Annotated in this window: 11 protein-coding genes and 1 tRNA gene; 7 read left to right on the top strand and 5 right to left on the bottom strand. The window is 62.2% G+C overall.

Annotated features, from left to right (window positions below; translation table 11 throughout):
* The first annotated feature begins 10 nt into the window (after positions 1-10).
* Genes LY631_RS09150 through LY631_RS09125 form a run of 6 tightly spaced genes read left to right on the top strand, consistent with a single transcriptional unit; the run spans position 11 to position 6,031 of the window.
* Positions 11-1,174, top strand: coding sequence for an ABC transporter substrate-binding protein (locus LY631_RS09150; protein WP_274424948.1), 1,164 nt, complete (start codon positions 11-13; stop codon positions 1,172-1,174).
* Positions 1,175-1,234: 60 nt separating this feature from the next.
* The gene (locus LY631_RS09145) at positions 1,235-2,098 is read left to right on the top strand and encodes a branched-chain amino acid ABC transporter permease (protein ID WP_274424947.1); all 864 of its coding nucleotides are present in this window, start codon (positions 1,235-1,237) and stop codon (positions 2,096-2,098) included.
* A complete protein-coding gene (locus LY631_RS09140) occupies positions 2,095-3,066 on the top strand; it encodes a branched-chain amino acid ABC transporter permease (protein ID WP_274424946.1) in 972 nt (323 codons plus the stop codon). The genes LY631_RS09145 and LY631_RS09140 overlap by 4 nt, the downstream gene beginning before the upstream one ends.
* Complete coding sequence (locus LY631_RS09135) at positions 3,063-3,836, top strand: ABC transporter ATP-binding protein (protein ID WP_274424945.1); 774 nt, start codon at positions 3,063-3,065, stop codon at positions 3,834-3,836. The genes LY631_RS09140 and LY631_RS09135 overlap by 4 nt, the downstream gene beginning before the upstream one ends.
* Positions 3,826-4,539: an ABC transporter ATP-binding protein gene (locus LY631_RS09130; RefSeq protein ID WP_274424944.1), complete on the top strand. Its 714-nt coding sequence runs from the start codon at positions 3,826-3,828 to the stop codon at positions 4,537-4,539. Before LY631_RS09135 ends, LY631_RS09130 begins: the two co-directional genes overlap by 11 nt.
* A 16-nt stretch (positions 4,540-4,555) precedes the next feature.
* On the top strand, positions 4,556-6,031 hold the full coding sequence (locus LY631_RS09125) for an aldehyde dehydrogenase family protein (RefSeq protein WP_274424943.1): 1,476 nt from the start codon (positions 4,556-4,558) through the stop codon (positions 6,029-6,031).
* A gap of 335 nt (positions 6,032-6,366) precedes the next feature.
* On the opposite strand, the gene LY631_RS09120 is transcribed toward LY631_RS09125, so the two are convergent.
* The 4 genes from LY631_RS09120 to betI all read right to left on the bottom strand — a co-directional run bounded on the left by LY631_RS09120 (position 6,367) and on the right by betI (position 10,227).
* Positions 6,367-6,443 (bottom strand) — tRNA-Pro (locus LY631_RS09120).
* Positions 6,444-6,516: 73 nt separating this feature from the next.
* Entirely contained in the window at positions 6,517-7,980 is a 1,464-nt protein-coding gene (gene betB, locus LY631_RS09115; RefSeq protein WP_274424942.1) for a betaine-aldehyde dehydrogenase, read from the bottom strand.
* A 14-nt stretch (positions 7,981-7,994) separates the two neighbouring features.
* Positions 7,995-9,647 (bottom strand): choline dehydrogenase, encoded by a 1,653-nt coding sequence (gene betA / locus LY631_RS09110; RefSeq protein WP_274424941.1) that lies wholly within the window; start codon positions 9,645-9,647, stop codon positions 7,995-7,997.
* Positions 9,640-10,227, bottom strand: a complete 588-nt coding sequence (betI, locus tag LY631_RS09105) for a transcriptional regulator BetI (RefSeq protein ID WP_274424940.1) — start codon at positions 10,225-10,227, stop codon at positions 9,640-9,642. The genes betA and betI overlap by 8 nt, the downstream gene beginning before the upstream one ends.
* A 169-nt stretch (positions 10,228-10,396) precedes the next feature.
* On the opposite strand from betI, the gene LY631_RS09100 reads away from it, so the two are divergent.
* Complete coding sequence (locus LY631_RS09100) at positions 10,397-11,140, top strand: SDR family NAD(P)-dependent oxidoreductase (protein WP_274424939.1); 744 nt, start codon at positions 10,397-10,399, stop codon at positions 11,138-11,140.
* On the opposite strand, the gene LY631_RS09095 is transcribed toward LY631_RS09100, so the two are convergent.
* Positions 11,047-11,889: a DUF3750 domain-containing protein gene (locus LY631_RS09095; protein ID WP_274424938.1), complete on the bottom strand. Its 843-nt coding sequence runs from the start codon at positions 11,887-11,889 to the stop codon at positions 11,047-11,049. The two genes, LY631_RS09100 and LY631_RS09095, sit on opposite strands and share 94 nt — an antisense overlap.
* Between the last annotated feature and the right edge of the window lie 20 nt (positions 11,890-11,909).

Genomic DNA, 11,909 nt, shown 5'->3' with positions numbered 1-11,909 from the left:
TATGATGAGAATGAGCAGAATTCTGGCAATAACTTCTGCCGTGGCCCTGATGGCCGGCAACGCGATAGCGCAGGAAGAGACGTTGAAAATCGGCGCGCTGGTCACCCTTTCCGGTGCCGGAGCAAGCTGGGGGCAAGGGATGCTGCGCGCGGCCGAACTCGCGGCCGAAGACGTAAACGAGAATGGCGGGCTGGAAGTCGGCGGCACGAATTATAAGGTCGAGGTCATCCCGTACGACGATTCCTACAAGGCAAATGAAGCGGTCACAGCCGCCAATCGCCTCGTTTTCGAGGAGAAGGTCAAGTATATCATCGGTACGGTCGGCTCCGCACCAATTCTGGCCATTCAGCCAATCACCGAGGAAAACGGTGTTATCACGATGACGCTCGGCTTCACCGCGCAGGCGCTTTCGCCGGAGAAGCCGTACACGTTCCGGCCGAATCCGACGACCGCCGAGGTGGCGCAACCACAGATCGACTGGATCGTGGCCAACCAGGGCATCAAGACGGTGGGCGCCCTTTTTCCGAAAGACGAGACGGGCGAAGCGATCGCCGAGGATGTTGCCGCGGCCTATTCGGCGGCCGGCGCGGAATTGGCGGCCGTGGAATTCTTCGAGCGCGACCGCGTCGATTTCATCCCACTGCTCACACGCATCGTGGCGCAGGGCGTCGATGCGATCGAATTGGACGGCAATTCTCCGGTTACGGCGGGGCAGATCGTTCAGCAGGCCCGCGACATAGGCTTTGAGGGCGTCATCGTGCGCACGGGCGGTCCTGCGACACAAGAGATCGTCAATGTCGCCGGTAACGCGGCTACCGAAGGCATGTTCGTGCATTCGGCGTTCGATCCGGGCGTCGAGAAAGCCGCCGCTTACGAAGCGCGCTATGTCGAAACGTATGGCGAGACGATGAACGGCTTCTCGCCCTTCTTCTACGACGGCACCAAGATGCTGTTCGCTGCCATGCAGGAGGCCGGCACTGTCGAGGACACCGAGGCTGTGAAGACGGCGCTCGAAGGACTAACCGATTACGAAGGCGTGTTGGGCACCATGAACTGGACCGGCGAGGAGCCCTACGGCATTGCGCATCAGCTCGACTCCCCGTTCTACATCGCCCGGGTGGAAGACGGCGCCGAGGTCATCGTCGCCAGATGCACCACGACGGGCTGCGAATAGCGCAAACACCGCGTGCGAGCTCCGCTCGCGCGCGATCTTCTTCAACGAAAGGTCCGGTTCGTGAGTTTTCTGATCGCACAATCGATCATTAATGGGGTGATTCTCGGAACGCTCTATCTGATGATGGCGATAGGCTTCACCCTTGCATTCGGCGTCATGCGAATCGTCAATTTCGCACATGGCGAATTCTACATGATCGGGGCTTTCCTCGCACTGATCGGGGTGAACTGGCTTGGGCTTCCCTTCCCACTCGCGCTAGCCTTGACCGCTGCGCTGGCGATCCTGCTCGGGGCGCTGGTGGAGCGGATCGTATTCAGGCCTTTTCGCGCGGATGAGCTGTCGGGCATGATCGCCTCGCTCGGCTTGGCCATGATCCTGCAGCACGCCGCGCTCATAATCTTCGGGCCCGATCCTCAATCCTTCCCCGCCCTTGTGTCGGGGGTATACCGCCTCGGAGACCTCATCGTTCCACAATCGCGCGCCCTCACGCTTGGCGTGGGCGTGGTGATCCTGCTGGCGTTCTACGTCTTCCTGATGCACACCCGCATGGGGCGCGCATTGCGGGCCCTGGTGCAGGATCAGGAAGTTGCAGCGATCTACGGCGTGCGGCTTGAGATCATGTATCCGCTGGGGCTTGGACTTGGTGTGGCGCTTGCCGCCGTTGCCGGTGGGTTGATGGCGCCGCTTTTCGGCGTCTCGCCCTTCATCGGTGCGACGCCGCTTCTGAAGGCTTTCATCGTCGTGATCCTCGGGGGCCTCGGCTCTATCCCCGGTGCTGCGCTGGCTGCAATCCTGCTTGGCTTGATTGAAAGCCTGACGAGCTCCTTCGTCAGTGCTTCGGCAGCCGACATCGTGACATTCGCGCTGGTGGTCGTGGTCCTGTTGATCCGGCCAGCCGGCCTGCTTGGAAGGGGGGAGGCATGAGCACTTCGGTTTCTGCGCCCCCAATGGCAAGCGCATTCGGCGGCTGGTTGTTCGTGGCGCTGCTGGCAACTCTAGCCGCGGTGCCGTGGTTCACCGGCAGCGTCTTCCATTTCCATATCGGCATCATGGTTTGCTTGGCCGGCATGGCGACGGGTGGTCTGGCGGTCATCGCCTGGGTGGGCCAGCTGTCGCTGGCGCATGCCGCCTTTGTCGGCATTGGAGCCTATACGTCGGTTCTCCTGGTCACGCGCCTGGATCTGCCTTTTCTGGTCGGGCTGCCTGCAGCTGCCGTGGTCGCCGGGGCCGTCGCCTATATCATAGGTGCGCCACTTTTGCGCCTGCGCGGGGTGTATTTCGTGTTGATCACCTTCGCGTTGAACGAGCTGTTCCGTCTTGTGATGCTTGAGTTCCCTGGCATCTCCGGCGGTTCGAGCGGGATCGCCGGCGTTCCCAAGATCCAACTGTTCGGGATAACGCTCGCCGCCCAATGGCAGGTTTATATCTTCACATTGATCTGCCTCGCCGTGGTGATGGCGCTTCTATGGCTGATCCGCAATGGCCAGCTTGGCCGCCGGTTCGCCGCTGTCGAGGAAAACCCGGCGCTGGCCGAATCCTCCGGAATCCCGACGGCCCGCACGCAGAGCCTCGCGTTCGTCATCGGTTGTGCCATTGCCGGTGCCACCGGCTCGATCATGGCACACTATGTCGGCTTCGTCTCTCCGGAGACCTTCGCCTTCCAACTCTCCGTCTCCTACGTGATCATGCTGGTTACGGGTGGACGTCTTGCGCTTTGGGGACCGCTGGTGGGCGCTGTTTTCCTGACGCCGTTGCCCGAATTCCTGCGCGGAGCGGTGGAGTACCAGCATATTATCTATGGTGTCATCCTGATTGCAGTGCTGCGGTTTCTGCCGCAGGGCCTAGCCGGGCTGCCGGAGCAAATCGCCCGTTTGCGGAGAGATCAGCGATGAGCAGTATTCTAACGGTCGAAGGGCTCAGCAAGAGATTTGGCGGCTTGGCAGCGCTTTCCGATGTAAGCTTCACGGCGGAAAAGGGCCAAACAACGGGGGTTATCGGTCCCAATGGCGCCGGCAAAACCACCTGCTTCAATCTCATTACGGGCACCCTGCCGGCCACTGCGGGCAAGGTTGTTTTCAACGGCAGTAAGATCACCGGCTTGCCGCCGCACCGCATCGTGGGGCGCGGCCTTGCCCGCACCTTTCAGGCTGCCACGACCTTTCCCAAGGCGACGGTCCGGGAAAACATATTGCGTGGCGCATTGCTGCGTTACCCGCTGGGGCTAATTCCCTCACTGTTTGGGGGCGAGCGGGCGCGCGAGGCCGAAGCCGCCGCCCATGCCACGGCCGAGGAGGTGATGGAGGTGCTGGCGCTGACCGCTCATGCCGAGCGTATCGCGGGGACGCTAGCCTATGGTCATCAGAAACGTCTGGGGGTGGCCATCGGCCTTGCAACCCGTCCCTCGCTTCTGCTCCTGGACGAGCCCGCCGCCGGGCTCAATCCGGACGAGATCGATCGCTTCGCTTCCATCCTTTCCGATCTCAAGCACCGCTTTGGCTTAAGCATCCTGATCGTCGAGCACCACATGCGCCTCATCATGCGGTTGTGCGATCACATCGTGGTGCTGGACCACGGTGAAAAAATCGCAGATGGCCGGCCTGCCGATGTGCAGAACGACCCCAAGGTCATCGAGGCCTACCTTGGAGTCGAACATGCCGAGTGATCTGTCTATCCGCGAACTGACGGTCAATTACGGGCCCGTCCGCGCGCTTCATGGTGTCAGCTTCGACGTCCCGGAGGGCCAGATTGCGGCACTGGTCGGCTCTAATGGGGCGGGCAAGAGCACCGTTCTTAAGGCAATATGCGGGCTGGTGGAGCCGGTCGAAGGCACCATCACCGTTGGCGGCGAAGCGGTTGCGCCGAAACCTGGCGCCGCCCTCAGGCTTGGCGTCGCGCTATCGCCGGAGGGGCGGCGGTTGTTCGGCAGGCTGACGGTGGAGGAGAACCTGATGATGGGTGCCTACACGGTATCCGATCGCCGCGCCCGACGAGAAATGCTGGAGCGTGTCTACGGGTACTTCCCCCGCCTGCAGGAACGAAAAAGGCAGGCGGCCGGCTCGCTTTCGGGCGGGGAGCAGCAAATGTGCGCTATCGGCCGCGCGCTGATGGCGCAACCGCGCGTTCTCCTGCTCGACGAACCGTCGCTCGGTATTGCACCCATTATCGTTGCCGAACTCGGCCGCATCATCGAGCAGATCAGCCGTGGGCTGGGCATGACGGTATTGCTCGTCGAACAGAATGCGCAGATGGCGCTGTCGTTGGCCGCAACGGGCATCGTGCTCGAGACCGGTAGCGTCAAACTCACCGGTACGGGTCACGAATTGCTGGCAAGCCCGGAAATCCGTGCTGCCTATCTCGGCCATTGAAGAAAGGAATTCGCTAATGTCGCTGTTCGCTGAGCCGGCTACTATGCCACTGCCGGACCGGATCGAGGATCTGCTGATCGGCGGCCGTCCCGTCGCTGGCGACGGGCCGGTCATGGACGTCATCAATCCGGCAAACGGCAAGCGGATCGGACGTATTGGCACTTCCACGCCCGCACAGGTCAGCAACGCCATCGCGCTTGCGCAGGAAGCCGGACGCAGCACAGCCTGGGGTCTGCAGCCGCCCCATATGCGCGCGCGTGTTCTCGCGCGGGCTGCCGATGAGATCGAGAGACAGGCCGACCATCTGGCCGAGCTGCAGATGAACGAGAACGGCAAAACCCGCACCGAAAGCCGGGCGCAGGCGATGGCGGCGGCGGGCATCTTTCGCTATTACGCGGCCGTGTGCGAATGCATCGAGGACGCGATGCCGCCCGCGCGCGGCGATTATTTCACGATGACCGTTCATGAGCCGGTCGGGGTGGTCGCCGCGCTGACACCTTGGAATTCGCCTTTGACCATGGGCGCGCAAAAGCTCGCGCCGGCATTGGCGGCGGGCAATTCGGTGGTGCTCAAGGCGGCCGAGACAACCTCCTTTGTCACGCTGGCGCTGGGACAGTGCGTCGTTGCCGCAGGACTTCCCGAAGGCCTCCTCTCGGTGGTCGCTGGCGGCGTCGAGACTGCGGTCGCGCTTGTGGAAGATTCCCGCATTGGCCTCATCAGCTTTACCGGCGGCACGTCGACGGGCCAGAGCATCGCCAGGGGCGCGGCCGACCGGCTGGTCCCGATGATCCTCGAACTGGGCGGTAAGTCGCCCCACATCGTCTTTGCCGATGCCGATCTGAAAGCCGCAGCCAAATCGGTGGCGAAGGGTATTTTTGGCGGAACCGGCCAGTCGTGCGTTGCCGGTTCGCGTCTGTTCGTGGAAAAATCCGTGGCGGATGAGTTCCAGGGCCTGCTGGTCGCAGAGGCGGAGGGCATGCGGCTCGGTCCGCCGAGCGACCCCGAAAGCGTGCTGGGGCCGCTAGCCTCCTTCGCGCACCGGGATCGTGTCGAGGATTTCGTGCGGCGCGGCGTGGAGGCCGGTGGCGAGATCCTCTTGGGCGGATGCCGCCCCGAAGGCGAGGTCTTCGCCGATGGCGCTTATTATCAGCCGACGATCATCGGCGGGATGGACAACAGCGCCGAGGTCGCGCAGGAGGAAATATTCGGCCCTGTCCTGTGCTTCATGACCTTCGACGGCGAGGACGACCTGATCGCGGATGCAAATAACAGCGTCTACGGCCTTGCCGCCGGAATTTGGACGAACGACTACCGGAAAGCCTGGCGCGCGGCGCGGGCGCTCGAGGCGGGAACCGTCTGGATCAATACTTATAAGCAGCTCTCGATCGCGGCACCATTCGGCGGCTTCAAACTTTCCGGGCTTGGACGGGAAAAAGGACTGCAAGGACTTCGTGCTTACCAGCAGGCGAAAAGCCTCTACTGGGCCTGTTGAACATTGCACGCTTTGCAGTGTCTGGCCGTAGACACTGAAGTCTAAATGGATAGGCACTGCCATGTCCCCATGGTCAGCGCGCGCTGCACGATGCGGTGGTGATGAGCGCGATTGCGCCGTCCACTACTTCGGTACACCGCGGCCACTTGGCTCATGCAGGCCGGCACGAATGTTGGCTGGCCGCTGACCTCGTACGCTTGAAGGGGATACACCGTTACCCGAGCATCAGGCTGAGGATGGCGATGCATTCACCAGCGGCAGAGCAGGGAGAGGGCAATGTGTTTTCATTGCCGTTGCCGTGAATCGAGATGAGTATAGTGTGTCACTGATTTGTCTGGTCGGAGTGGCAGGATTCGAACCTGCGACCCCCTCGTCCCGAACGAGGTGCGCTACCAGGCTGCGCTACACTCCGTAACCCGACGGCGGGCTTATAGCTGCCGTGCCGCCCCTTCGCAAGCCGAAAAACCCTGTTTGCCTAACACGGATCAGTAAGGGCTGTCGACGTCGCCGGTCTCGACATAGACCGACTTGATCTGGGTATAGTGATCAAGCGCCGCAAGGGCGTTTTCGCGGCCCATCCCTGAATCTTTCACGCCGCCGAAGGGGAGTTCGATCGGCGTCAAATTGTAGGCATTGATCCAGCACGTGCCGGCCTGAAGCTCGGCGACGACGCGGTGCGCGCGTGCCATGTCGCGCGTGAAGACGCCTGCAGAGAGGCCGAAGGCGGTGTCGTTGGCCCGTTCGATGGCTTCTTCTTCCGTGTCGAACGAAAAGACGCACATGACCGGCCCGAAGATCTCCTCCTGGGCGATGCGCATGTGGTCGCCCACTTCCGTGAAGATTGTCGGCTCGATGTAAAAGCCGTCCTCGAAGCCCTGCAAGCTGGGCGTGCCGCCGCCATAGTGGAGATGTGCGCCTTCCTGCTTTCCGATATCGATATAGGACATGACGCGCTCGCGCTGCGCGGCGGAGATGAGGGGGCCCAGATGAGTGTCCGGGTCGAGCGGATCGCCCAGCCGGATGGCGCGCGTGCGCTCGGTCAGCCGCTCGAGGAAGCGGTCATAAATGCCCTTCTGCAGAAAGACCCGCGTGCCGTTGGAGCAGATCTGTCCGGTGGAATAGAAATTGCCGAGCATCGCGCCGCCGCTGGCATTTTCGACATCGGCATCGTCGAACACGACAATGGGCGATTTCCCGCCAAGCTCCATCGTGCCGTGCTTCATGTGCTCGCCGGCAAGCGCCATCACCTTCTTGCCCGTGGCGACGGAACCGGTGACGGAGACCTTTGCCACGCCGGGATGGCTGGTGAGCGCGGCACCCGTTTCTCCCGCGCCCTGAACGACGTTGAAAAGCCCGTCCGGCAGGCCCGCCTCGGTTAGGATCTCGGCAAGCGCCAGCGCTGAAAGCGGCGTGTTCTCCGATGGCTTGAAAACCATCGCGTTGCCCGCCGCGAGTGCGGGTGCTGCCTTCCACGCGGCGATCTGGATGGGATAATTCCATGCGCCGATGCCGACACAGACTCCGAGCGGCTCGCGCCGCGTATAGCCGAAGGGGCCTCCGAGCTCGATATGATCGCCGTTGTGGGCGGCGACGGCGCAGCCGAAATACTCCAGCGCTTCCGCCGCCGAGGCGGGATCGGCAACCAGCGTCTCCTGAATGGCCTTGCCGGTGTCGAGCGTTTCCAGCCGCGCCAGCTCGTCATTGCGCTCACGCAGTATGTCGGCGGCACGCCTTAGAACGCGCCCGCGCTCGATCGGCCTGAGGCGCGCCCAGGCGTCCTGAGCGGAACGTGCCGCCTCGACGGCAAGCTCGACAATATTGGGCGTGGCGATATGCACTTGAGCGATTTTCTCCGCCGTCGCCGGATAGAAGACATCGAGCGGATCGCCGTGCGTATCCTCCACGAAATCCCCGTTGATGTAGTGCGATGCTTTCGGTTGCGCGTGCATGGGGCTCTCCAATGTCAGCGGTCCGATTCCTGCCAGCGCGGATTGATCCACGGTTCCTGATTTGAAGCTGGCAGGAGCGATTTGTCCAGAATGTGATCGGCGGCTTTTTCTCCAACCATGATGGAGGGGCCATTGATGTTGCCGTTGGTGATCCGCGGGAAAATGGACGAGTCCGCCACTCGCAGGCCCTCCACGCCGATCACCTTCAGCTGAGGATCGACGACGCTCGTCGGGTCGTCGGCATCGCCCATCCGGCAAGTGCCGCAGGGGTGATAGGCGCTTTCCACATGCTCGCGGATAAAGTCGTCGAGCGCCTCGTCCGAAGTCATATCTTCCCCAGGAGAAATCTCGTGCCCACGATAGGGTTTGAAAGCGTCCTGGGCAAAAATCTCCCTTGTCAGCCGGATGCAATGACGGAAGTCGCGCCAGTCGTCCTCGTGAGACATGTAGTTGAACAGGATGCTCGGCGCCTCCCACGGATCGGGCGAAGCGAGGGTGACCGAGCCGCGAGACTTGGAGCGCATCGGGCCGACATGGGCCTGGAAGCCATGCGCTTTGGCGGCAGCCTTCCCGTCATAGCGGATCGCAGCCGGAAGAAAGTGGTACTGGATATCCGGGTATTCGACGCCCGCGGCCGAGCGCAGGAAGGCCGCCGACTCGAAATGGTTGGACGTGCCGAGCCCGGTTTTGAAGAACAGCCATTCCGCCCCGATCATCGTCTTGGAGAAGAGGTTGAGCTTGGAATAGAGCGTGATCGGCTGCAGGCTGGCCTGCTGAATGTACAACTCCAAGTGGTCTTGCAAATTCTGCCCCACGCCCGGCCTGTCCGAGACAATCTCTATGCCATGCTGCTGGAGTTCGTTCGCCGGCCCGATTCCAGAGAGCATGAGGAGCTTGGGTGAATTGATCGCTGATGCGGCAATAACAATCTCACATTGTGCTTTAACAACTTGAATCGAATTCTTAGCTTCAATCTCAACACCGACGGCACGTTGATTCTCAATGATCACACGCCGCGCGAAACCTTTGACAAGACTCACATTCTTTCGCTTGAGTGCCGGCTTCAGATAGGCGTTGGCCGTGGACCAGCGGCGACCCTTGTGGATCGTCTGCTCCATGGGGCCGAAGCCTTCCTGCTTCGCGCCATTATAGTCGTCGGTGGTTTCGAAGCCCGCCTCGCGCCCCGCTTCGATAAAGGTCTGGTAAAGCGGGTTGACGCCTGGGCCGCGCTGCACGTGCAGCGGACCTTCGGTGCCGCGCCAGCCGTTTTCGCCTTCCGGTGCGTTCTCCATGCGCCTGTAGTAGGGCAGAACATCCTTGAACGCCCAGCCGTGCGCGCCCGTTTCGGCCCAATGGTCGAAGTCGCGCGCATGGCCGCGCACATAGACCATGCCGTTGATCGAGGAAGAGCCGCCGAGAACCTTGCCGCGCGGCGTGGCGAGCCTGCGCCCGCCCAGATGCGGCTCCGGCTCGCTCTGGAAACCCCAGTCGTAGCGCCGCATGTTCATGGGAAAGGAGAGGGCGGCCGGCATCTGAATGAACGGTCCGAAATCGCTGCCGCCATACTCGATGACGATCACCGAATGCTTGCCGTCTTCCGAAAGCCGGTAGGCAAGAGCAGACCCGGCCGAGCCGGACCCGATGATGACATAATCGGCTTCAAGCATGTGTGCTTATCCCGAGTCTGAGTGACAGATAATCCTCCACCGCCGCGATCGCGGACGCCGCATCGGGCGGCCCGTCCTTCAGCGCGCGGCGGATGTAAAGCCCGTCGATGAGGGCGGCGATCCCTTCGGCCGTGCGCTCCGCGGCGGAATGCGGCATCAAAGGACGCAAACCAAAGACGATGTTGGAATGCAGTCGGCGGGCGTAAACGCGCAGCAAGCGCCGCAGCGCCTCCGATCTCTGCGCCTCGACATAGAAAGCAAGCCAGGCGCCGATCACCTCGGGCCGGAACTGCTTGGCGGAGAAGTTGACTGCGATGATCGCGCGAACCCGTTCCGCGCCCTCTCGTCCGGCGATGGCCTCACGCAGGTCGCGGCCCAGTTCGCTCAGGATGTGGCGCATGGTAGCGAAAAGCAGATCCTCCTTTCCGCCGAAATAATGATGCGCCAGCGCCGGCGAAACACCCGCACGCCGGGCAATGTCGGACATCGTGACGTCCAGCGTGCCACGCTCGCCAATCGCGGCGACTGCGGCATCGATGAGCGCACGGCGGCGAAGGGGTTCCATTCCAACCTTGGGCATGGCGCCCATATAATATTGATTGACTGGTCAATCAATGAAAACCTTATCCCGGTTTCATGCCTCTATCCCGTCAAAACCCGCGACCGCCCCGGCGCGATATGCTACCATTCCGCCGGAGGAGAGGAGGAAAGGCGTTGGTGGGTATGCTCTTGCCAAGGATACGTGCGGAATGAACCGAATGGCCGTCGTTACGGGCGGGGCCGCGGGTGTGGGACGCGCCGTGCTCGAGCGCCTGCTGGATGACGGCTGGAGCGTCGCCGCAATCGATGCAGACCGGGAAGCGTTGGCCGAGGCGGAAGATCTCTTCAATGGCGAGGAAGCGGTGTTCTTAGCTACCGACGTCACGGATGAGGACGAGCTTGCCGACGCCTTCGATGCGGCGGTGAATGTGTTCGGACCCGTTTCCGCACTCGTGAATTGCGCCGGGCTGCGGCGCGAACTGTCAGTCGAGCAGACGAGCGCCGAACTCTTCCGCGAGATTCTGGAAATCAATCTTGTCGGATCATTCATTGCGGCACAGGCCGCGCTCGAGCGCATGGACGACACGCTGGCGATCGTCAATCTGTCATCGGTCAGCGGGCTGCGCGCCAATGCGGGCGCAATGGCCTATGGCGCGTCGAAAGCGGGCGTGAAGATGATGACGGAGGTCATGGCGGTGGAACTGGCTGGCCGGGGCGTTCGAGTCAACTGCGTTGCCCCAGGCATCGTGGAAGACCCGGCGTCTTCCTTCGATGCGGATATCGAGCGCCGCCGCCGCTGGCTGGCGCAAACGCCGCAGCGACGCTGCGTCGGCCCTGGCGAGATCGCCGCGGCGGTTGCCTATTTGCTTTCCTCGGAGGCCGGTTCGGTCACTGGCCACACATTGGTTGTCGACGGCGGTTTTTCAGTCTCCGGCGTTTCGCGCGGCGACTGAGCCTGAGCATTGGACCACAGGTCGATCCGGCCGAAGCCCGGAAGCTTGATCGCCGGCTTAACGAAGTCGATTCCGGCGACAAGGCCCAGAAAATTGAATTCCAATCCGGTATCGAGACCGAGCGCCAGCCCCGCATAGCCGCCCAGCGCAACCCTGTAATCCGACCAATCCGCATCGTGCTCGAACACGAACCAGCCGGGGCGGAAATCGCGGCCGATGGCAATGGCCGGCATGTGCACGCCGAGTTCGGGCACCTCGTTCGCCACGTGAGCGACGAACGAGTTGGAGTTTGGCCCCGGCCAGATCCTGTAGTCGCCATTGTTGGAATAGGGGTAGTTCTCGATCGCCGAGCGCACCTTCGGGATCAGCCGTTGTGCGTCACCCCCGTGTATGGCCGCCACGACCCAAGGCGTATTGGAATACCACAGCCCGTCCGGTGGCCGGCTGTCGCGCCGCACGGGGCTGCCCCAGCCAACCTTGTCATAGCGCTCGTAAACACTGTTCTGCGGCTTGAGGACGATCCAGGTGTGCACGGAAAGCGCACCTTTCAGCCCCCCGGTGCGCGCCGCCAGAACGTATATGGCCGCATCCTGATTCTCATTTTCCGCCGGCAGCAGGCCGGAAGCACCCCAGTCGGCGGCGCGCCAGGAGGAGGGGCGCTCCTGTACCATCCACCAGCCGGCATAAATTGCCACCGGCAGCAAGAAGACGATCAGGATGAAGGCTATGAAAAACTTGATTTTCCGCACAGGGGCTCGTCCATGGTAGT

It is taken from the genome of Chelativorans sp. YIM 93263 (assembly GCF_028767125.1).
GTDB lineage: Bacteria > Pseudomonadota > Alphaproteobacteria > Rhizobiales > Rhizobiaceae > Chelativorans.
The sequence above is the reverse complement of the archived record's forward strand: the minus strand, read 5'-3'. Positions and strand labels throughout refer to the sequence as shown.

What these genes read in the sequence shown, in the direction of transcription:
- LY631_RS09135 (WP_274424945.1), top strand. Translation starts at nt 3,063, where the DNA reads ATGAGCAGTATTCTAACGGTCGAAGGGCTCAGCAAGAGATTTGGCGGC.
- LY631_RS09150 (WP_274424948.1), top strand. Translation starts at nt 11, where the DNA reads ATGAGCAGAATTCTGGCAATAACTTCTGCCGTGGCCCTGATGGCCGGC.
- LY631_RS09130 (WP_274424944.1), top strand. Translation starts at nt 3,826, where the DNA reads ATGCCGAGTGATCTGTCTATCCGCGAACTGACGGTCAATTACGGGCCC.
- betB (WP_274424942.1), bottom strand. Translation starts at nt 7,980, where the DNA reads ATGCACGCGCAACCGAAAGCATCGCACTACATCAACGGGGATTTCGTG.
- LY631_RS09100 (WP_274424939.1), top strand. Translation starts at nt 10,397, where the DNA reads ATGAACCGAATGGCCGTCGTTACGGGCGGGGCCGCGGGTGTGGGACGC.
- LY631_RS09125 (WP_274424943.1), top strand. Translation starts at nt 4,556, where the DNA reads ATGTCGCTGTTCGCTGAGCCGGCTACTATGCCACTGCCGGACCGGATC.
- LY631_RS09140 (WP_274424946.1), top strand. Translation starts at nt 2,095, where the DNA reads ATGAGCACTTCGGTTTCTGCGCCCCCAATGGCAAGCGCATTCGGCGGC.
- betA (WP_274424941.1), bottom strand. Translation starts at nt 9,647, where the DNA reads ATGCTTGAAGCCGATTATGTCATCATCGGGTCCGGCTCGGCCGGGTCT.
- betI (WP_274424940.1), bottom strand. Translation starts at nt 10,227, where the DNA reads ATGCCCAAGGTTGGAATGGAACCCCTTCGCCGCCGTGCGCTCATCGAT.